Origin of the sequence: Rhizocola hellebori, from assembly GCF_016862955.1 — a bacterium.
Taxonomy (GTDB): domain Bacteria; phylum Actinomycetota; class Actinomycetes; order Mycobacteriales; family Micromonosporaceae; genus Rhizocola; species Rhizocola hellebori.
The window spans coordinates 1-20,328 of sequence record NZ_BONY01000004.1; the positions used below are offsets into that span (position 1 = coordinate 1).

Below are 20,328 nucleotides of genomic sequence, written 5' to 3' on the forward strand. Positions count from 1 at the left end.
CGAGGCAACGGTCGAGGTGAATTGGCAAAATGTGGCACAGGAGCAGCCGATGACACCGGACCAGCCGACGATGCCGATCTTGCCGCAGCAGGCGGCGTCCCCGGCGGTGGAGGACTTCCTGCCGGACGCGCCGGACAAGAAGAAGGACAGGAAGGACGGCGAGAATCCGCCGGCTCAGCGGTGAGCCAGGAGCACCAAGCCGGGTCGTGGCCCGGCCGGATCGGCGTGTTCGTGCTCTCAGGTGGATCGATTGCTGCGTTGCTGGCCGACATCTTCGGCATCGCGTCGATGCATCTGGTGTTCTGGGCGGTGTCAGTGCCGTCGATGGTGCTGCTCGCTGTCGTGGCTGTGCTGCCGAGAACACCGGTGGAACTACGCGACCGGATCCGGGTGGGCGCAGTCGCTGGAGTGCTGGGCACGATCGGCTATGACCTCGTGCGGGTCCCGTTTGCCATTGCCGGGCAACGGCTCTTTGCCCCTATCGAGTCTTATGGGTTACTGATCGCCGATGCCAATGCGTCGTCGGCGCTCACCTCCGGCTTGGGTTGGTGCTACCACCTATCCAACGGGGTCACCTTCGGCATCGCCTATTGCGTTCTCATGGCTCGGCGAGCATGGCCGTGGGGTGTGCTTTGGGGCCTGCTGCTGGAGAGCGTCGCTGTGTTCAGCCCCTTTGCCGCCCGGTACGCGATCGCGGGGCAGATCGTCCCGATTGCCATTGCCTATGGCGCGCACGTCTTCTACGGGTACCCAGTGGGCATGGTTGTTCAGAATTTTGATCGTTCCGTTGCCGCACTGCGCTGGCTGGGCAAACGCCCGGTGGCCGTCATCTTGATCGTGTCGGTGGTGGCGATCGCTGGTTGGCACCGGCCATGGGAGCAGACAAGCGTTGAGCGAGAGGCGGCCGCGCTGAGCAAGCGGGATCGGCCCGCGACAGTCGTGCTGCACGACCGGTTCACGCCCGAGTGGTTGCGTGTCCGGGTTGGACAGTGCATTTTGGTCGATAACCGATCCGCCAACAGTTACCGGACACCATTTGGTGACGTTGGCGCCACTTCCCAGAGCGTTCTGTGTTTCACCAAGCCGGGCGTGCATCGGGTCAGGTTGGGCACCAGACCATACGCGGGCGGCTTCGTTTATGCGCAGGACTAAGGCCGTGTTCTCCTGGACGGATGGTTACCGCACGTTGTCGCGACGGCCACAATCGATTGGCGATTCCCTGGAAGAAAACAGATCCGCGCTGAGCTAGCGTGATCACCAGCCATGGCGCTTCCCTTCATTAGCAACGGTTCGTCGCGCCATCCGGTCGCGCGAGACTTCTTCGATGGTCTTCTCTGGAGGTTCGATGAATCGTCGCTACCGGCGTGCGTGGCAAGCGGCCACTCTCGCGGCGATCGGTGCGGTAATGGCGACTTCGCTCGTCGCGTGCAGTGATCGGGACGACGTTCGCAAGTCTGCGTTCTGCGGGTTCCTCGCAGGTCTCAACGCCCAGGCGTACGTGGTGAATACGGTCGATATGGGCCTGGCCCTGCTACGCGCGCAGATGCCAGTGCTGACGCAGCAGGCGCAGGCGGCGCCGACGCAACTGCGGGCCGACGCCGACATTGTTATGGCCGCGGGACAGAAGGCCCTCGACGCCAACGACCTGAACTTCGTGGCCGACGACGCGGTCGTGTCGGCCGGGGCGAATCTCGAGTCGTCGTGTGGTGTTCCGGCCGCGGAGCAGCAGCCAATTCTCCCGAACGTGGTGGCTCCCGGGCTGGCCGAGGGCCGCGACGCGGTAACCCGGTTCGGAGCGCAGGCTCAGCTCGTCGCCGTCAAGACCTTGGCCGCAATTACCGTCCGAAGTGGACCGGGGAACTCCAATGGGGCGGTGGGCAGCCTCGGCAACGGGGTCTCCGTTTCGATCAGCTGTTTCGTCGCTGGTCAGCGGATCACAGGTCCCTACGGGACCGAGGACATCTGGGACGCTCTCGACTCGGGCGGCTTCGTGCCCGACGCCCTCATATACACCGGCTCCAACACCGCAGTGGTGCCGGCATGTCCCTCGGCCCAGTTCGGCACTGGTCGTTATCCGGTGGCGTGGACCGGTGGTGGCGGCTTCGCGCCTCGGTCCGGCCCGCACACCGGCGACGCGGTGGTCGCCGCCACGCTGCCCGACGGATTGGTGGTCAGCGTCGCGTGCGAGGTCTATGGTGACTCGGTCACCGACTCGGCGGGATACACACTGAGCATCTGGGACAAGCTCGTCTCCGGCGGCTACATCCCCAACGCCTATCTCGACACCCAGGTCAATGGACGGACTCCCGGCGTGCCCGCGTGCGCCGACAACCCGCCGCCTACGACCACGCCGTCGGTCAAACCGTCGCCCTCAGCGCCGGTGCCTTCGCCCAAAGCTTCCGTCACGACATCGCCGCGGACCAGTGCCACGCCTACGAAGCAACAGCCCACCGCCGACCCGTGCATCGCGGCCTTCGGCGCTATCAAATCCAATACCCGTTCGGTCTTTGGCGGGACCGAGCGAAAGTATGACCGCAGCTCCAGCCTCAACGCGGTGTGTGAGGGCTTCGGCGCGCCCGATTCAAAGCGCTACGACCGGCCCGACGTCAAGTGCGCGATCCTCGGCACCATGGCGGCCGTGACCGCCGAGGCTGTGGCCGCCAAGGCCAAGGTGGGCAAGGACATGATCAGGGGGGCGGCGGTTGCGGTGAGCGTGATCTGCACGGCTGTCGATGTCCTGCAAAGCCTTAAGCACCATCAGTGGCTTGATGCCTGGGGCGAAAGCGGATGTGCGGTGATATCGGCCTGGGCCGGGATGGCGGGGGGCGCGGCCGTGGGCGTCTTGCTCGCCGAGACCGGGCCTGCCGCCGTCGCGATCGGCGTGCTAGCAGCGGGTGCTCTCGCTGAAGGGCTGGGCGTCGCCTGCGGGTGGGCTTTGCACAACGCCTTGAAAATCGGTCAGAACCTTGAGGGAAAGCACGAGTTCCAGGTCGCCGAGGACGTCGCCATCCGCGGAAAGTGCCTGCGCCTGCGGACAATTTTCGGAATGACCAGTTGGGACGCCGTCGACTGCTGAGCCAAAGCAGTCAACGATCGGCCTGTTGGCGGGGTACCGGAGGGCGGGCGGCCTATCGTGGGCCGTATGGCGATCCGGCGTGAGGTTTCCCCGCTGGAGCTGTTCTATGACCTCGTTTTTGTGTTCGCGGTCTCTCAGCTCTCGCACCATCTGGTGGAGCACCTGTCCTGGCGCGGCGCGGCGCAGACCCTGGTCTTGCTGATCGCGGTCTGCGGCACGTGGGCTTACACCACCTTCGAGGCGACACTGCTTGATATCAGGCGCAGCTCGACGCGGTGGAGTGTCGTGGTCGCGATGGGACTGGGGTTGTTCATGAACGCGGCGATTGCCCGCGCGTTCGAAGACAGCGCTTGGCTGTTCGTGGTACCACTGCTGCTGATTCTGCTCATTCTCATTGTCGTGTCGCTGATCAGGGCGCCTGATCCGGTGATGCGGGGCCACTCCCAGCGGGTGCTGGTCTGGATGGCGGTCTACATCCCGCTGTGGCTGGTGGGTGCGGCGGCCGATCCCGGCGCGCGGCTTTGGTGGTGGGGCGCGGCGGCGCTCATCGACATGACCGGTACCTGGCTGGGCCACCCGGTGCCCGGACACGTGCTGCGTTCGGCGAACATCGCCTTCGACGCCGGCCACATGCTGGAACGAATGCGGCTGTTCATCATCATCCTGCTGGGCGAGACCGTGCTCACCGTCGGCGGTGCGATCTCCGACGTCCACGTCGATGTGGCGACCATTGTGGCGTCGGTGGGCGTGTTCGTCGCGCTCGTCTGCCTCTGGGCCGCGTACTTCGGTGGCGGCGAAGATGTCGTCCACTCCTATGTCACGACAACCTCCGACCCGATCCGGGCGGCGCGGTGGGGGATCAACGTGACCTACGGCGTCCTGGCCGGCCTTGTCGCGGTAGCGGTCGGCAGCGAGCTGGTCATCGCCCACCCGCTGGGCCACGGATCGGCCACCCTCGCTTTGCTGCTGTTCGGCGGCACGATCCTTTACCTGACCTTCCAGGCCTGGTTCTACCGCGTCACCACCCATCGCGCCTGGGGCCAGCGGATTGCCGCCTGCTTCGCTTGTGCTGCCGCTGGCGTTGCCGCGCTGTGGTTACCGCCGCTGGCCTCGGTCGCCCTGCTCGACGCCATTCTGATCACCCTTGTCCTCGTGCTGACGCGGGTGCACCAGCGGCTCGCAGGCGAGTTGCGCCCAGCGGCTGAAGCAAGTTAGTGCATCAGCTCGGTGCCTTCGAAGAAGCGGCCGATCCTCCCGGGTAACTGTGTTGGCGAACGCATAGTGAAACTGCCGGTGGTCACAGCCGGACAGGGGTAGGAGCAGGCGCTGGTGAAGGCCTCAGAACTGGGAAGGACTCAGAGCTTGAAGAGCTTGGCGCACGGCGTGAGGATGCGTTTGCGCCCCGTGCCGAAATCGACGAGCACCGCGACATCATCCTCGACCCCGATGACCCTGCCGAGGCCGTACCTGTCGTGGTTCACCCGATCTTGTAGAGCAAACTGATCCGCCGGTGGGTCGGGCATCGGCTTATTGAAGGGACTGTTAGGCAGGTATCGCCGGCTCGGGCCGCGGGAAGACTTCATTATCTACCCATTATGCACCTGTCCGGTCGGCGGCCGAGCCCACCTATTGGGCCAAATCGGCGAACCAGCAGGTCAACGGCGGGATGTGCTCAGTCTGCTAGCCTGCCTGCTCGTGCCGCAGATTGACCCATCAGTCGCCATCTATGTTGATGCTTACGTCGCCGGCTGGGCGCTGTCGCGGCGAACTGCCCAACCGCAGCCGGTCAAGCACGGCTGGCATGTGCTTACCGGAACCGAGACCGAGCCGGAGAGACATGTCCTGACCCGTGGCACCGCTGAGGACGTCCGGCGAGTGATGAACGCCATGCCCAGCACAGGCTCCTACGTCAAATTCGCCGGTAACCACCAGGAGTGGATCTTCCTGGCCGACGCCGAGTGGGAGGCTGACCCCACCGGGTGGTTCATGACCTGCGACCTCAGCCGGGGAGGAAGCGACCTCCCCCTGAGCCCTCCAGTGGGCGACCTGATCACAGCGACGATCGAGGACCGCGTGGCCCGCATCGAGGTCCGACACGATGGCGAGGTGATCGCGTCAGGCCGGGCCGGCTTGGCAGGCGAGTGGGCAGTGCCCGACCGCATCCGTACCGAGGAGGCCTACCGCCGTCGCGGGCTTGGCCTGTTTGTCATGCGGCGGTTGCTCGGCCTAGCCGCCGAGGCTGGAGCCCAACGAGCCGCCCTCAACGCCAGCTCCGACGGGCGCGAGCTTTATCAGGCAATGGGTTGGACCACGGTCGCGCAGCAGATCGGCCTGACCCGCAAAACGTGATGAAGCTACCGGCACCCGCAGCGACTCCGGTGCGCCGGAATCGCTGCGGGCATTCAACAGAGGTGCCGGCTAGCTGCGGACGATCCGCACGTCATCGACGCCGGCCTCGACCAGGCTGCCTGTGGCGTTGTCGGCCGCCTCGATCCGCAGGCGGATCGTCTGGCCGGCGAAGCTGGATAGGTTCACCGAGGCAGTGGCGAACGATCCGGCCCGGTTGGCCGCCGCGCCCGCCTGGGTGAACACGACTGTCGACATGGTCCCCGCCACCACGCTGACTCTGAAGAAGTCATCGCTGGTGGCATTGTTCAGATGCGCCAGGTACCAAGCAAAACTCAACGTCAGCGTCCCGGTGGGCAAGGTGATAGCTGGCGACTGAACCGAGGTCACGCCACCGTCGACGTCGTTGGCGCCCGCACTGGCACCGGCGAGCCGGGCCGTCACCAGATCGTTGGTGCCCGACGGGGTGGTCCCGACCTGAAGCGTCACACCGGAGGTCGTGGCCTCAGGATCGCCGCGCTCCCACAGCCCGCTCGTCGCGGTGTCCGTCCCGTTCGGGTTGGTCGTCCAGCCCAGGCTGGTCTCGAAGTTGTCGGAGAAGACGGTCGTGCCGCCGCCACCGCTCGCCCCGAAGAGCAGGCATCCGGGGACAGTGAGGTCGATCGTCCTGGCCGAGTTGAGGCACGTGTTGAACCAGTAGGTCTCCTGCCCGTAGGCCTGGCCCGGGAAGACGTGGGTGGTGCCGTCCGGGTCGACCTCGCACGGGTTGTCCAGCGTGCAGTTCTGGCCGTTCTCGTTGAGCGTGTTGTTGATGCCAACGACCTGGTTGCTGTTGAGGTCGACCACCGGGGTGCCCGAGGTGCCGGGGATGGTGTCGCAGCCGACGTTGTACCGGATCGAGTCGTGCCAGGTCCACTGGGATTCGCGCAGCGTCGGCACGAAGCCGTTGATCGAGCAGTTCCAGATCCGCTTGTGGAAGCTGGACGGGATGTACATGCTCGTCCCGGCGACCGGGTGAGTGGCAGACAGGGTCAGCGCCGTGGTGCCGAAGCTGGTCCGGATCGACGCATAGGTCGTCGTGAGCCGGTACAGCAGCACATCGGTGCCGGTCATGGTGCCGTAGAGCACCGTGTCGGCCCGGACGGTGCCGAGGTTGGCGCCGGTGGAGCTGAGCAGCGTACCGGACCGGGTGCTGGCCCGGTTCTGTATCACCACGCCATTGTTGATGAAGCCGCCCTCGAAGCAATGCCCGTTGGTGAGCATCAGCCCACGGTCGGTGTCCAAAGAGGACGGAAATCGAACCAGCGAGGCGGAGCAGTTGCTCAGAGCGATGGTCGACGCCAGGCTGGCCGCTTGGATGCCGGGTTCGGCGGCGGCCGGTGAGCTCGGCGCGAGCGCCACGCCGCTGGAGCAAAGGACAAGGGCGCCAAGGGTTCTGGCGAGTTTCTGCCACATGGGGTTCTCCCTAGGGGTGTTCGGGATATCGCCATGAGTCTATGGCTAAGCGATCGAAACGGATACTCGCGCGAGCCGTCGCATTCCGCGGCCTCGGTGCGCCGGCTCGGGCTGGGCCCTCCCAGAGGCGCTTTGGGGGTACAGCGGCGGTTGCGGGTTTGGTCCATCATGATTCGCATGCGCAGATGGCATCGTCCTCACTCCGTCACCGGATTCCAGCTCTTCTCCATCGTCGCGACCGTCATCATGTCGCTCGTGGCCGTTGCCTTGATCACCGCGATGGCGCTGGAGCGCATCGAATCTTCTGGCTTTCTCGTCGTGCTCTGCCTGGCCTTCCTCGCCTCCCCGCTGGTCGGCAGGAGCTACTACAGCCGGGGTGTGTACGTCGGCGAAAAGGGAATACGCATGCGAGGCATAGAAGGCAAGCGCACCGTGCGATGGGCGGAGATTGCCCAGATCAAGTCGGGCCGATCCAAAGTGGCGGACGAAACCGACCCCGCGATCTGGGTCATCCTCAAAGACGGCGAGCGCATCGAAGCACCCCTGAAGGGCAGCCATGTCCTGCCGACGCTGGGTATGATGCGGACCGAGGCGGGTTTCAAGGTCACCGAGAGGCCAAGCCTTGTGTTGCCGATGAACGAGTTTCATGGCGCGCTCAATATTTTGCGCGAGTGCCTGGCGAAGAGCCGCCAAGGCCAGCTGCAAATCGAGTGAATCGACCGCCGGTTCGTCGCGAGCCGCCCCGACGAGCACAGGGAAGCTGCGTGGCGGGTACAGTGTCGCGATGACCGATCTTGCGGGGCAGATCGCTTACTGGAACACGGCGGGTGCGGCGAAGGTTTTCACCCATCCTCTCGATCGCAGTTGGCTCGGTGGCGTAGATCGAGGTGCGCGGGTGGTGGACTATGGCTGTGGATACGGGCGACTGACAGCCGAACTTGCCGATGCCGGGTTCAGCAATGTCACTGGCGTGGATGTCTCACAAGCGCTGATCGGCCGGGCCCGTCAACAAAATCCCGCATTGCACTTCTACGCCCTGACCGACCCGCCGACGTTGCATGAGCCGACAGACAGCGTCGATGTCGTGTTGCTGTTTGCCGTTCTCACCTGCGTGCCTTCTGATGACGATCAACGTCGGCTGATCGACGAGCTCGCGAGGGTGTTGCGCCCGGGCGGTCTGCTCTACATCAGCGATTCTGGCCAGCTTCGACCTGGTTCGCGAACACACGTTGACAGTCGCCACGATGAACGGCAATCAAGCGCCGGCGATGCAGATTCTCGCTCGGCGCAAGGGGAGTAACCGATGAGCGCCATCGGAGTGATTAGCAGTATCGCGCTGGAGTGCCCGGATCCAGCTGCCTTGGCCGACTTCTACCGGCAGCTGACCGGGTGGGAGGTGGTGTATGCCGATCCGGACTGGTGCTCGATCGCTGAAAGCCGTGACGCCTCGCTGAACCTGTCGTTCCAGCGTTCGCCCGGCTATCAGCCCCCCGTCTGGCCGGACCCCGGTTCGTCGATGCAGTTTCATCTGCACGTCAAGGTCGCTGATCTCGACGAGGCAGAGCGGAAAGTGCTGGCCCTGGGCGCCACGGCCTTTCCTGACCAACCCAGTCCTGACACCGTCCGGGTCATGGCCGACCCTGTTGGCCACGTCTTCTGCCTCGTGCCGCAACGATCCTTCGGGGTTATCTGAAGATGTCGAGCTCGGGGGCGGTGGCCAGGGCGAGGGCTTGGTCATCGGTCAGCAGATCGTCGAAAAAGATGGCGATCGACGAGTGTTCGGTATCGACGATCACGAAGCCTCCAAATGGTCCTCGGTCAAGGTAGGCGGTCCGGCCGTTGCCCAGTCGCCGGACTTCCAGCTGTGGCAGCTGCGGCGGCGGTGTTCCCGGCATCAGCGGTGCGACTTTCACCTGGAATATGCCGTTGCGGCGTCCATCGATGACTCTCGCCCTGACACTGTAGGTGGGTTGCCAGCCTGCGGTGAAGTTGAGCTCCGGCCAGCGGGCTATCTCCATCGGCGGCTCGGACGCCGGGGCGAAGCTGGCGTTGGGGAACAGAATCAGAGCCGCGCCTTTGACGTAGCAGGCCATCGCCGCGAGCCTGGCCGGGTCGACATCGCGCGGCAGCGGACCTTCTGGCGCGACGCTGGGCCACTGGGTCGGCACCAGGTCCGGCTCACCAACAAACTGCGAGGGGCTCTCGGCCGTCGGGTACTGGCTCGGCTCAACGTAATCCGGCGTCGACGTGGTACCGACAGTAGGTGTCGATGTGAAACCGACAGGTGGTGCCGATGTGGAACCGACAGGTGGTGCCGATGTGTAGCCGACAATGGGTTCGGTCGGGCTGGCTGTCGGCCGTGCCTGAGCCGGCAGGGATCGTTCGCAACCGGGAACCTGCAGTCCGGGGTGGACCGGTGCGGACAGGTTGGTCAGAGCGCTGGAGGTGACGAGCGCGGTGACGATGACCATCGTTCCGCTGCCCAGGCAGGACAGGCCGACGCGCAGCAGCTGGCGTTGGCGTCCCTTGGCAAGCAGATCCGAGGCGGCCAACGGAAAAGGCGGAGCACCGGTGGTCACGTAACGGCGCAGGGCACCCTTGATGTCGATCTCATCCACGGAACTCCTCCAACGCCGGTTGCTTGAGCGCCGCGCGCAGCTTCTCCAGGCCGCGGGCCGTCTGGCTTTTCACCGTTCCTTCGGAAATGCCGAGCAGCTCCGCAGCCTCCGAAATAGACATGTCCTCCATGTGCCTGAGCACGACAAGAGCGCGCTGGCGGGGTGGCAGCGCGGCAAGCGCGGCGCCTATGGCAGCGCTGTGATCGTCCGCCGGGCCGTCTGCGGCTCTGTCGGGCGGATCGGCGACAACATATTCCCGCCAGTACTTTCGCCGGTGCGACAGGTAGGCATTGACCAGCACCTTGCGCGCGTAGGCGTCCAAGGTCGCCTGTTCTACGCGACGCCAATGGCGATAGAGCTGAAGGAACGTATGCTGCACGAGGTCGTCGGCCAGATGCCAGTCCCCGCACATCGCGTAGGCGAGCTGGCGTAACGGCATCGATCGCGCGGTGAAGTACTGCGCATACTGCGACTGCCAGCCCATAGACCAGTCCTCCTCACGACATATACTCAGCAACGTCACCAAAGGTTGCATCAACCGCCTTCGACATGCTGGCGTTGGGGGTGCCGATATGACCCGTGCCCTGCTGGACAGCGTCCGGGCCTACCGCCGCGGGCATGCCGCCAAAGTGCTGGCGGACTTCGCGGAGCTGCTGGCTCTGGACAACGTCACCGGTGACGTGCCGGCCTTGCACCGCAACGCGGCCGCGCTCGCCGAGGCGTTCACCGCTCGCGGCGCACGGATGCAGGTCGTCGCCCTCGATGGCGTCGCGCCGGTGGTGGTCGGCCGCCTTGGCACCGATCCGGCCCGGCCGACTCTAGGCGTCTATGTCCACTATGACGGCCAGCCGGTCGGCACCGGAGACTGGCGCACGCCGCCGTTCGAGCCGACGCTGTGCACACCAGACGGCCGCGCGATCCCGTTTCCCGCCAACGGCGACCCGATCGACGACGACTGGCGGATCTACGCCCGCGCGGCCGCCGACGACAAAGCCCCTTTCGCCGCACTGCTCACAGCGCTCGACGCGTTGCACGACGCCGAGGCCCGCCTTGCCGTCAACCTCGTCCTCTGTTTCGAGGGCGAGGAGGAGTCCGGCTCGGCGCACCTGCGTGGGTATCTGCAAGCGCTGCGCGACCAGCTGCGTGCCGACGCCTGGCTGGTCTGCGACGGCCCGGTGCATCACAGCGGCGCACCGCAGATCGTCCTGGGCGTGCGCGGATTCACCGGCTTCGACCTCACCGTTTACGGCCCGCTCACCGAGATCCACAGCGGGCACTACGGCAACTGGGCGCCCAACCCGGCACTGGACCTGGTCCGCCTGCTCGCGACCTGCAAGGACGATGCCGGCACGGTAACCGTCGACGGCTTCTACGACACCACCCGGCCGGTCACGCCCGCCGACGTGGCCGCGCTGCAGGCGCTGCCCGAGGTCGAGCCGGCGCTGCTGCAGCGGCTGGGGCTGGCCGAGGCGGAGATTGCGGGCGGGCGTCTCACCGACCAGATGATGAGACCTTCGTTCAACCTGCGTGGCCTGTCCGCGGGCGACGTCGGCGCGCACGCTCGCAACGCCGTGCCCGCGCATGCGACGGCCTCGGTGGACATCCGCCTGGCCGCAGGCGATGAACCTGATCGGATGCTGCGGCTGGTCCGCGAACATGTTGCGCGCCAAGGATTCCACGTGCTGGACCGCGAGCCGACCGATCAGGAGCGGCGTAGCCACCGGCGGCTGGCGCGTTTCACGCCCACAGCCGGTTATCCGGCCGTCCGGGTCCCGGCCGACCTGCCGATCGTCGCCCGGCTCGCCAGGGCGGCCACCGAGGCGGCTGGCCGCGAAGCCGTGGTAATGCCGACCTTGGGCGGGTCGCTGCCGCTGCATGACCTCGTCGACGTCCTCGCCGCGCCCACCGTGATCCTGCCGATCGCCAACGCCGACAACAACCAGCACGCGGCCAACGAAAACCTGCGCGTCGGCCAGCTCTGGTACGGCGTCGACCTGTGGGCTCTGCTCCTGACCCAGCCTTGGTGACGCTGGGTGCAAGAGGCCAGCCAACCCTGACGACAGGGTGTGGACACGGGTCTTGATTGGAGGATCACCGTTCGGGTTTCCGGCGAGCTGGAAGGACAGGCGGTAGCGATGCCCCGATGTCACGGTGACATCCTGCGTGATGGTCCCTGGACCGGCCGCGGAATCGTTGCCGTTGAGGTCGACGATTGCGGTCATCAAGCGGCCCGTCCCGCTGCGCCCCCAACGTCACCATAGGCGAAAGCTGGATGCCGTCGTCACCTCGAGGCATGAGACGCAGGTACCGCTCCGGGACAGCGGTCCTGGATGGCCAGGATCGCGAGGTGGTTCGCCACACCAGTCAAAGGTGGGTACGTGCTTACGACACATTGAGCACGCCGCTTCATGTGTCGATCCCGGCGTGCGGCGACCGTAGAGGCATGACAAAACACAACCCCCTCAGCCTGTTTCCCCATCGTACTGTCGCGGCGGTGGCCAGCGGTCTCACCCTCGCCTTCGCACTTACGGCATGTCGCAGCGCGACCCCACCCAAGGCCGAGCCGGCCCCATCCACACCCACGATCGGCGCCACGGCCGAACAGAGTCGCGGACCGACGCCGGGCGGGGCGACAGTGGTCGGCAGGCTCGACGTGCTGATCGCGCTCACCACTCCGGATTCCGTTATACCGAACCCACCGCTTTCCTACGCGCTGCTGGTGCAGCCCCGTGGCGGCACGACGACCGTCACCTATCCCGTCGACGCGGACGGCACCTTCGCGTTGCCACTTGCGCCTGGTCGCTACGACGTGGCCTCGCTTCAGATCAAGGCCGCCGACCTCGGAGCCGAACCCGTTGTGCTGCCCTTGAGCGCGATAAAGCGTCTCGAACTGCAAGCGCCGGCATCCGGCTGCGTCTACGGCGGAACAGTCCATGCGACATACGGAAGACTCCCCAAGGGCAGTGAGGCGCAGCAGAAGGCCCTTGTCGATCGTGCCAGCAAGAACAATCGCGAGAACTACACGTTCGTTTACCGGCCCAATGGTGGTTTCGTCATAGTCGGTATGGGCATCACCGATCCGTCGCAGGGCCAGCCGCCGACCTCGGCACGTGACTGTGTGCAGGACACCTTTGTCGCGATACCTGTTACGCAGTAACGGATCCATGTACCAACACCCGGACAGATGTGATGACGCCCCTATGTTCGTCAAGTGACGGGCTGGGGGCGTTATCTGGTGCGGGGGAGGCCCTGTGCCGACCAGCCGTGGGTGAAGGAAATCAGCTCCCGCAACGGCTGCTCTTCCCAGATGCGAGTGGGATCGGCAATGGTGGGCGGGGCCGGGTCCAGGCCCAGTCGCTCGACCTGCTCGGCGAAGCCCAGCGGAGCGGGTAGACCCGACGTCAGGCGTATTCGCTGCCATCGCTGCGCCAGCTCGCGGCTGACGTCGCGGTCGCCGAGATCTAGCGCGGCCGCGGCCGCGGTGATGGCCGAGGGAACCAGCCACGAATAGGCGGTGCGAGAGCGCCCCAGATCCAGGCCGTGGCGCAGCGCGGCCATGGCGGCCAACGGATTTCTGGCCCGCCGCAACGCCTCGGCCTCCAGCAGGGTCAGGGCGTATCCGCGTGAGAGCGACAGCGGATACCGGGCCGCCAGCGTTGCCGCCAGGTCTGCGATCGTCTGTGCGGCAAGGGCCGGCGGCTGGCTGCACAGCGCGAAGAGGGCCAGCGAATAGGCCGGGGTGTTGATGGTGAGGTATCCGGGCTCGCCCATCCGTGCGCGCAGCCGGGCCGCGGTGCTCCCGGCGTCGTCCAGCTCCCCGCAGCCCAGCTGGGCCAGCAGCAGCATCGAGTCGTAGCGCAGCGTGTCGCCCTGGTCGAGCTCCTCGCGCGGCGGGCAGTCGGCCACACACAGCTGCAGGGCCTCGCGGTGACGGCCGCGTTGCGAGAGCGCGTCGGCGGCCATCACCAGGCTGTGCAGGCGGGTGTGCCGGTCGTCGACGGTGCGCAGCTGCTCGTGCAGCGCGGCCGCATCACCGGGCGCCGCCGGGTCGAGCAGGTTCAAAGCGTTGCGCACGTTGCAGATCTGAGCGTCGAGAAAGGTCAGATGGTGGTGTACGGCCAGATCGAGGTAGACCGGCTTGGAAAGGGTCAGCGCCCCCAGCGGATCGTCGCGCATCATCTGCAGGTGCGAGCGGCTGAGCTGGGCGAAGCAGCGCAGCTTCGGCGGGCATTGCGACAGGTAGGGCGTCATCTGGTCGATCCAGCGTTCCTGCTCGGCGTAGGCGTTGGTGGCGGCCAGACAATCCAGCATCAGCAACGCCAGCTCCACCGCGTCGAGGCTGCGGCCGGTGGCGTAGCCGTCGTCGGCCGCGGCGCGCAGGTTGTCCAGATCCCCGGCCAGCCGCAGCCATGCGGCGAACTGCTCATCGACGTGCGGCCGCTGATGGATATCGCGGGCCTGCGCCAGCCAGTAGTCGAGGTGGCGCCCGGCGGTGTCGTGGCGCTCGCCGGATTCGGCCAGGCGGGCCGCCGCGAATTCGCGGACCACCTCCAGCAGCCGGAAACGCTGGCCGTCAGCGGAAGGGTAGGCCTGTACCAGAGAACGGTCCGCCAGCGAGGCCAGCATGCGTGGCATGTCATCGGCGGTCAGCGGGGCGGCCCCGCCGGCCGCGGTCGCCGCCTCGACGCCGAAGCCGCCTCGGAAGACGGCCAGTCGCGCCAGCAAGCACCGCTCCTGCGGGCTGAGAAGGCGGTAGGACCATTCGATGGTGGCGGTGAGGGTGTCGCCGGGGCGGTCGTGCGGCGTAGCCGCACCGAGCACATCGAACCCCTGCTCCAGCTGCTCGGCCAGCTGCTCGACGGTGAGGGTGCGCAGCCTGCCCGCCGCCAGCTCGAGCGCCAGCGGCAGCCCGTCGACCCTTCGGCAGATGCGTGCCACCGCCGCCAGCTCCCGCTCATCGGTCACCAGGCCGGGCATGGCATTGGCGGCCCGGCGCAGAAACAGCGCCACCGCGGGCGGCACCGGGTCGCCCTGCGCCGCCGGGGCCGTGCTCAGCGGCTCCAGCCGCCACACCGTTTCCTCGGGCAGGCCCAGCGGCTGGCGTGAGGTGGCCAGCACCACCAGCTTCGGGCTGGCCGACATCAGACGCCGCACCAGTGCCGCGCATTCGGCGGCCAGATGCTCGCAGTTGTCCAGCACGAGCAGGCCGGCCCATCCCTGCACGCTCTGCTCGACCGCCTCCCACACCTCGTTCATGGTGCTTCCGCCGACACCCAGCACGTCGGCCAGCGCCAGGATGACGTCGTCGCGGTCGCGGGCCGGGGCGAGCGCGGCAACGATGACCGGTGGTCCGTCCACTATGGACTCGGCGGCGTGCAGGGCCAGCGTGGTCTTGCCGACCCCGCCCGGTCCCACCACCGTCACCAACCGGTGGTCGGCCAGCAGCCTTACCACCTCGGCCAGCTGCCGGTCGCGGCCGACGATGCTGGTCAGGTGCGATCGCGGCCCCCGCCAGGCCGGTGCGGCCGGGACTGGCCGCGACACGCTCCGGTCACGCCCGTCATCGCCCAGGTCGGGGGCAGCGGTGCGCGCACCGGCGGTTGTGCCCGTACCCAACAAAGGATCGTGGGTCAAAATGGCCTGCTCCAACCGGGAGAGCTCCGGCCCCGGCTCCAAACCCAGCTCGTCGATGAGCGTGCGCCGCGCGTCCCGGAAGCGTTGCAGCGCTTGGGCCTGCTGCCCACTTCGGTAGAGCGCCACCATGAGCAGGCCCACCGACCTTTCCCGCAGCGGGCGCGCCGCCGCCAGCACTGTCAGCTCGGTCGTCACCTCCCGATGGCGGCCCAGCGCCAGCTCTGCCTCGATCCTGTCCTCTGTCGCGGTCATCCGCATCTCGTCAAGACCGGCGCAGATCTGCTCCCGCACCCGCTGTGTGGCCACATCGGACAGAGCCGGCCCGCGCCACAGCGCCAATGCGGCCTCCAGGATGCGCGCCACCGTCGCGGGGTCACCGGCCTCCCTAGCCTGGTTCACCATGCGGCGGAACCGGTGCACGTCCACCGAGTCGGCGGGCGCCTCCAGCACATATCCCTGGCCCTTGGTGAGCAGCCGCACCCCGTGGCGCTCCGCGCCGGCCGTGCGCAGAATCGTGCGCAGGCGGGAAATATGCGTCTGCACCACCGAACGCGCGCGCTTGGGCGGATCCCTTTCCCACAGCAGCTCGACGAGCTGCCCAACCGGCACCACCCGGCCCAGCTCCACGGCGAGGATCGCCAGCAGGCAGCGCTCTTGTGGCCGGCCGAGGGCGACCGGCGAGCCGGCGGAGGTGAAGTCCACCGGTCCGAGTAGCAAGAACTCCACGATCGAACGCTAGCCCGATCTTGCTTGCTGTCAAGCGCTTGTCAAACTCCCGGCAAGGGGCCAGCGCCGCATTGAACTATGTGGACAGAGCAGCCGCCCGGATTCCGTCAAGCGCTTGTGAAGCAGGTGGAAAGCCAGTTGTGACGATCAGCAACGAGGATGCGTCCAGACCCTCTCGAAAGGACCCTCGTGTTGATCCCGAAACGTCGCGCGGCCACGCCGGACCGCCCGCGTGCTCCTTTGCGGACGCTCGCCGCCATGCTGGCCATAGTGCTCGCCCTCACCGGGCCGGCGGTCGCCGAACCCGAAGCCGCCCAGGCGGGGCAGACCACCGCTCAGGCGACGCAAACCGCCGCTCAGGCGATCATCCGCACCTCGATCGCGCCCGGCTCGTACGCCATCACCCTCATCACCGGCGACAAGGCGACCCTGTCCGTCGGCATCGACCGGCGGATCCAGGTCAAGCTCGAGCCCGCCGTCCGCGCCGATGGCTCCATCCCTTCGATCACCTGGTACTCCACTGGCGAGGGCATCCACGCCATCCCGGCCGACGTCCAGGAACGCATCGACGACGGGGAGCTGGACGAGAAGCTGTTCGACCTGCAGTACTTGGTGGAGAACAAGTACCACAACGAGGGGGCGCTGCCGCTGATCGTCGAGTACCGCGGGGCTGTCAAGCCGCTGGCCGCCGCGGCCACGACCACCCCGCTCAGGAGTGTGAAAGCAGCCGCCACCGTCACGGTGGACAAGGGCCGCGCCAAGGAGTTCTGGAACGGTCTGGCCAAGAAGAGCACTGCCCGTGTTGCAGCCGCCGAAGCGCCGCTGGCCGAAGGAGTCAAGAAGATCTGGCTCGACCGGGTCGCCAAAGTCGTCCTCGACCAGAGCGTGCCGCAGATCAATGCGCCGCAGGCGTGGCAGGCCGGCTACACCGGCGCCGGGGCCAAGGTCGCCATCCTGGACTCAGGCATCGACGCCACCCACCCCGACCTGGCCGGCAAGGTGATCGCCAGCCGCAGCTTCGTGGACGGCGTCGCGGAGGCGATCGACGACCACGGCCACGGCACCCACGTGGCGAGCACGATCGCGGGCACCGGCGCCGCCTCCACGGGCAGGTACAAGGGGGTCGCACCGGATGCGAGCCTCATCATCGGCAAGGTCTGCGACAGCGGCGGGTCATGTCGCGACTCCGACATCATCGCCGGCATGGAGTGGGCCGCCATCGAGCAGGGCGCAGACGTGATCAGCCTGAGCCTCGGCGGATGCTGCAGCGACGGCACCGACCCGATGAGCCAGGTGGTCAACACGCTGACCGCCCAGACCGGCGCTCTGTTCGTGATTGCTGCGGGCAACGACGGCTCCGGGCCGGGCACGATCGGCGCGCCCGGCGCAGCCGACGCGGCGCTGACCGTTGGCGCGGTCTCCAAGACCGATCAGCTGGCCGGCTTCTCCAGCCGCGGGCCGCGCAGCGGCGACTCCGCGATCAAGCCGGAGATCACCGCGCCCGGTGTCGACATCGTCGCCGCACGGGCGGCAGGAACCTCGATGGGAACGCCGGTCGGGGCCAGCTACACGACCGCCAGCGGGACGTCGATGGCCACACCACACGTGTCCGGTGCGGCCGCGCTGCTGGTGCAGCAGCATCCCGAATGGACCGGCCCGCAGCTCAAGGCGGCGCTCATGTCCACCGCCCGCGACGGCGGTTACACCGTCTACGAGCAGGGCGCCGGGCGGGTCGACGCCGGACGCGCCAGCCGCCAGCAGGTTCTGGTCACCACGCCGATAGCCGACTTCGGGCTCCTGGCCGTGCCGGGCGACGGGACGATGGCCCGCACGCTGACCTACAGCAACCCGACTTCGGCACCGGTCACCCTCGACCTGACCCCGTCGATACGCAAAGCCGACGGCACAGCCGTTCCCGCGGGGACACTGACCGTCGACAGCCAGTCGGTGACGATCCCGGCCGGGGCAACGGCCTCGATCGGTGCGACGCTGACCCACAACGGGCTGGCCGCCGGTCTCTACACCGGGTCGGTGGTGGCCACCAACGCCGCCGCCGACCTGCGCCTGACCATCCCGGTCGGGCTTACCATCGGCGACTTCAAGCACCGGCTAAGGGTCACTGCGGTCTCGCGTACCTGTGAGAACGGAGTTTTGTGCATCCCGGGGGAGAGTGCCTTCTGGTTCAACCAGATGTTTGTGTACCGCCTCGGCGACGCCGACGCCAAAACCGGAATCAGGCAGGCGCAGCCCACCCGGATCGCGTTGCGGCCGGTCACTTTCCCCGGCGAATCCATGGTTTTCGAAGGCGAAGTGGCCGCGGGTAACTACATGATTCACTGGCAGCCGACCTGGATAGCTTCCGACGACAACCAATGGCAGCATCCCGAGATCTTCGCACCCGAGGTGCTGGTGACCGGTCCGACCGACCTGAGCCTGGACTCCAACCAGGCGATCAAGAACGAGTTCAAGGCACCCAAGCCGATCGGCGCCAACCGTTCCGCCGCGCGTCTGACGACCCGTCTGATGGGCGATGGCTCCATCGGCGCGGTCACCGGGACGGTGTACGCCTACGGGGACGGCAACATGTGGAGCCTTCCCTCGGCGCCGGTCAAGGACGGCACCGTGCTGACCGCTTTCAACGGGGCATTCACCGCCCCGGACATCACCATGAAGGTGGAGGGGCGCGGGTCCTTCGCCCTCAACCCGCTGTATCCGGGGATGTACCCCGAGGGGCACCAACACTTCGCGACCCCGGTCCGCTTCCCGCAGGGCAGCAGGACACTGGAACTGGTCGACGTGGCATATGCGACCGCCGCCGACACGGCAAAGGCCAGACTCACGGGCAAGCTTGCCCTGATGCGCATCGATCCGTCCTGCGTTCTGCCGCCGGAAACATTGCAGCGGCTCAAGGACGCGGGCGCGGCCGGGGTGGTATTGAACTCCGATCTGTGCGGGGTGCCGATCTACATGATCCCCATGCCGGCCAACGCCGACAAGCCGCAGATCCCCTATGTCACCATCGGCACGGCGGAGGCGAAACGGCTCACCGCGTTGCTGTCTTCCGGGCCGGTGCGCATCAGCCTCACCTCGACCCCCGTCTCGCCGTATTCCTTCTACCTGACCGACTTCACCCGCGGCAAGGCCATACCGGCCAAGCCGGTGCTGCGGTTCGAGGCGAAGGACCTCACCACCATCGAGGCCCGCTACCACTCCGGCCGGGCTGCCTCGGTAAATCGGGTGCAGTTCGTCTGGCACTCGGGCGAGCCCATGCAGATCAACCAGACCAACGAGTTCAACGTGCCGAGCACGATGACCGAATACTGGTCGGTCGATCCGCAAGCCGAGGTATGGCGAGAGGTTTTCGGGGGCGACATCTCCACCCTCGTCAACCGGGCCGACGTTTTCACCAAGCCACGGCGGACAACCGAGGACTGGAACGTCGAACCGATCGTGCCCGGCGCGGCATTGCGTGGCGTCCCGCGGCCCGACATCTGCGCGGGCTGCCGCGACGGTGACCTCTTCTGGCCGCAGATGTATTGGACCGGCGGCGATCCGGCCTTCACCGGTGGGGTCGTGGCTTATGAGTTCCTGCTGAGCCCGCCGCCCGACATGTGGAAGGGGCTCAAGCTCTCCCGCGATGGCACCGAGATACCGATGACGCCGTACCAGGGATTCCTGCCCGCCTACCGGTTGCCGCCGGACAGCGGCCGCTACCGGCTGGAGATGGACGCTTCGTTCTACCGCAACGGCACGAAGACGGTGTGGGACTTCCGATCCGAGGGGACCGCGAACACCGACACGGTCTCCGGCGAGTACAGGTGTGTGCGGCAGGACTCACCTGCCGGCGACTATCAGGGCTGCCGGGCCGAGCCGCTGATCTTCCTGAACTACGACCTCGGCCTGAGCCTGGGCAACACCACCCCGGCACCAGGAGCGCAGCTATTCGAGGTGACCGCCTACCGGCAGCCCTCGGCCAACGCGTCACGGATTCAGGGCGTGAAGGTATGGGTCAGCTACGACAGTGGTACCAAATGGATCCAGGCCTTGGTGGTTCCCAAGGGCGACGGCAAATACGCAGTGGCCGTGCTGCACCCCTCCGCCAAGCATCGCGCCTCGGACACGGTCAGCATCAAGGCCGAGGCCTGGGACGCCGACGGCAATCGGGTAGAACAGGTCATCCCGAGGGCGTTCCAGCTCAGTGAGCGAACCTCACCGCGGCACCGCGGCGGCTTCGTCGAGTGATTGGCCCGGTGGTTGGGTGCCCGGCCGGGTGCCCAACCACCTTCTTGGTTCTGGAGCACGACGGCGCGAATTCAAAGGCAACCCTGATGTTCCCCACGGTTGGGGCATAGCTTGCGACCGTAGGTTCCTGGGCAGGTTCGAAGATCGATTGCGAGTGCTGGCGGTGACGAACCTGTGGCCGGAGAACGGAAGCTTTCGCGGGATCTTCGTTGACGAACAGGTCAAAGCATT

At 66.8% G+C, this 20,328-nt stretch carries 15 protein-coding genes and 2 pseudogenes; 11 read left to right on the top strand and 6 right to left on the bottom strand.

The features are described 5' to 3' along the window. The 4 genes from Rhe02_RS03995 to Rhe02_RS04010 all read left to right on the top strand — a co-directional run. The coding region (locus Rhe02_RS03995; protein ID WP_203906679.1) for a hypothetical protein at window positions 1–184 on the top strand (184 nt) is incomplete at its 5' end. Continuing rightward, window positions 181–1,152, top strand: coding sequence for a hypothetical protein (locus tag Rhe02_RS04000; RefSeq protein WP_203906680.1), 972 nt, complete (start codon window positions 181–183; stop codon window positions 1,150–1,152). The genes Rhe02_RS03995 and Rhe02_RS04000, both read left to right, overlap by 4 nt. Window positions 1,153–1,345: 193 nt before the next feature. After that, the gene (locus tag Rhe02_RS04005) at window positions 1,346–3,076 is read left to right on the top strand and encodes a hypothetical protein (RefSeq protein WP_203906681.1); all 1,731 of its coding nucleotides are present in this window, start codon (window positions 1,346–1,348) and stop codon (window positions 3,074–3,076) included. A gap of 66 nt (window positions 3,077–3,142) precedes the next feature. Continuing rightward, window positions 3,143–4,291 (top strand): low temperature requirement protein A, encoded by a 1,149-nt coding sequence (locus Rhe02_RS04010; RefSeq protein WP_203906682.1) that lies wholly within the window; start codon window positions 3,143–3,145, stop codon window positions 4,289–4,291. 140 nt (window positions 4,292–4,431) lie between these two features. Here the strand turns inward: Rhe02_RS04010 and Rhe02_RS04015 are convergent, their stop codons facing one another. Beyond that, the gene (locus Rhe02_RS04015) at window positions 4,432–4,599 is read right to left on the bottom strand and encodes a hypothetical protein (protein WP_239123330.1); all 168 of its coding nucleotides are present in this window, start codon (window positions 4,597–4,599) and stop codon (window positions 4,432–4,434) included. A gap of 172 nt (window positions 4,600–4,771) precedes the next feature. Between Rhe02_RS04015 and Rhe02_RS04020 the strand changes: the two genes are divergently transcribed. After that, window positions 4,772–5,425: a GNAT family N-acetyltransferase gene (locus Rhe02_RS04020; RefSeq protein WP_203906684.1), complete on the top strand. Its 654-nt coding sequence runs from the start codon at window positions 4,772–4,774 to the stop codon at window positions 5,423–5,425. Between the two features lie 69 nt (window positions 5,426–5,494). On the opposite strand, the pseudogene Rhe02_RS50735 reads toward Rhe02_RS04020, so the two are convergent. Then, window positions 5,495–6,034 (bottom strand): annotated as a pseudogene (locus Rhe02_RS50735) (peptidase S8/S53 subtilisin kexin sedolisin); the annotation flags it as partial. Window positions 6,035–6,244: 210 nt separating this feature from the next. Next, a pseudogene (locus tag Rhe02_RS50740) lies at window positions 6,245–6,877 on the bottom strand (trypsin-like peptidase domain-containing protein); the annotation flags it as partial. Window positions 6,878–7,054: 177 nt separating this feature from the next. Between Rhe02_RS50740 and Rhe02_RS04030 the strand changes: the two are divergent. The 3 genes from Rhe02_RS04030 to Rhe02_RS04040 all read left to right on the top strand — a co-directional run bounded on the left by Rhe02_RS04030 (window position 7,055) and on the right by Rhe02_RS04040 (window position 8,570). Next, a complete protein-coding gene (locus Rhe02_RS04030; RefSeq protein ID WP_203906686.1) occupies window positions 7,055–7,591 on the top strand; it encodes a hypothetical protein in 537 nt (178 codons plus the stop codon). Window positions 7,592–7,661: 70 nt separating this feature from the next. Next, window positions 7,662–8,177 carry a class I SAM-dependent methyltransferase gene (locus Rhe02_RS04035; protein ID WP_203906687.1) on the top strand — a complete coding sequence of 172 codons (516 nt, stop codon included), beginning with the start codon at window positions 7,662–7,664 and terminating at the stop codon, window positions 8,175–8,177. 3 nt (window positions 8,178–8,180) lie between these two features. After that, the gene (locus tag Rhe02_RS04040; protein WP_203906688.1) at window positions 8,181–8,570 is read left to right on the top strand and encodes a VOC family protein; all 390 of its coding nucleotides are present in this window, start codon (window positions 8,181–8,183) and stop codon (window positions 8,568–8,570) included. On the opposite strand, the gene Rhe02_RS04045 is transcribed toward Rhe02_RS04040, so the two are convergent. Then, the gene (locus Rhe02_RS04045; protein WP_203906689.1) at window positions 8,563–9,495 is read right to left on the bottom strand and encodes a hypothetical protein; all 933 of its coding nucleotides are present in this window, start codon (window positions 9,493–9,495) and stop codon (window positions 8,563–8,565) included. The genes Rhe02_RS04040 and Rhe02_RS04045 overlap by 8 nt on opposite strands. Next, complete coding sequence (locus tag Rhe02_RS04050) at window positions 9,488–10,030, bottom strand: SigE family RNA polymerase sigma factor (RefSeq protein WP_239123332.1); 543 nt, start codon at window positions 10,028–10,030, stop codon at window positions 9,488–9,490. The genes Rhe02_RS04045 and Rhe02_RS04050 overlap by 8 nt, the downstream gene beginning before the upstream one ends. Before the next feature lie 37 nt (window positions 10,031–10,067). On the opposite strand from Rhe02_RS04050, the gene Rhe02_RS04055 reads away from it, so the two are divergent. Then, window positions 10,068–11,522, top strand: coding sequence for a M20/M25/M40 family metallo-hydrolase (locus tag Rhe02_RS04055; protein WP_203906690.1), 1,455 nt, complete (start codon window positions 10,068–10,070; stop codon window positions 11,520–11,522). 416 nt (window positions 11,523–11,938) lie between these two features. Beyond that, window positions 11,939–12,652, top strand: coding sequence for a hypothetical protein (locus Rhe02_RS04060; protein ID WP_203906691.1), 714 nt, complete (start codon window positions 11,939–11,941; stop codon window positions 12,650–12,652). 71 nt (window positions 12,653–12,723) lie between these two features. Here the strand turns inward: Rhe02_RS04060 and Rhe02_RS04065 are convergent, their stop codons facing one another. After that, window positions 12,724–15,855: an AfsR/SARP family transcriptional regulator gene (locus Rhe02_RS04065; RefSeq protein ID WP_203906692.1), complete on the bottom strand. Its 3,132-nt coding sequence runs from the start codon at window positions 15,853–15,855 to the stop codon at window positions 12,724–12,726. 258 nt (window positions 15,856–16,113) lie between these two features. Between Rhe02_RS04065 and Rhe02_RS04070 the strand changes: the two genes are divergently transcribed. After that, window positions 16,114–20,097: a S8 family peptidase gene (locus Rhe02_RS04070; protein WP_203906693.1), complete on the top strand. Its 3,984-nt coding sequence runs from the start codon at window positions 16,114–16,116 to the stop codon at window positions 20,095–20,097. Window positions 20,098–20,328: the final 231 nt, after the last annotated feature.

Bases quoted from the DNA above. Each gene is read 5' to 3' on its own strand.
- Rhe02_RS04005 (WP_203906681.1), top strand. From the start codon at position 1,346: ATGAATCGTCGCTACCGGCGTGCGTGGCAAGCGGCCACTCTCGCGGCG.
- Rhe02_RS04010 (WP_203906682.1), top strand. From the start codon at position 3,143: ATGGCGATCCGGCGTGAGGTTTCCCCGCTGGAGCTGTTCTATGACCTC.
- Rhe02_RS04015 (WP_239123330.1), bottom strand. From the start codon at position 4,599: ATGCCCGACCCACCGGCGGATCAGTTTGCTCTACAAGATCGGGTGAAC.
- Rhe02_RS04030 (WP_203906686.1), top strand. From the start codon at position 7,055: ATGCGCAGATGGCATCGTCCTCACTCCGTCACCGGATTCCAGCTCTTC.
- Rhe02_RS04035 (WP_203906687.1), top strand. From the start codon at position 7,662: ATGACCGATCTTGCGGGGCAGATCGCTTACTGGAACACGGCGGGTGCG.
- Rhe02_RS04040 (WP_203906688.1), top strand. From the start codon at position 8,181: ATGAGCGCCATCGGAGTGATTAGCAGTATCGCGCTGGAGTGCCCGGAT.
- Rhe02_RS04050 (WP_239123332.1), bottom strand. From the start codon at position 10,030: ATGCAACCTTTGGTGACGTTGCTGAGTATATGTCGTGAGGAGGACTGG.
- Rhe02_RS04055 (WP_203906690.1), top strand. From the start codon at position 10,068: ATGACCCGTGCCCTGCTGGACAGCGTCCGGGCCTACCGCCGCGGGCAT.
- Rhe02_RS04060 (WP_203906691.1), top strand. From the start codon at position 11,939: ATGACAAAACACAACCCCCTCAGCCTGTTTCCCCATCGTACTGTCGCG.
- Rhe02_RS04070 (WP_203906693.1), top strand. From the start codon at position 16,114: ATGCTGGCCATAGTGCTCGCCCTCACCGGGCCGGCGGTCGCCGAACCC.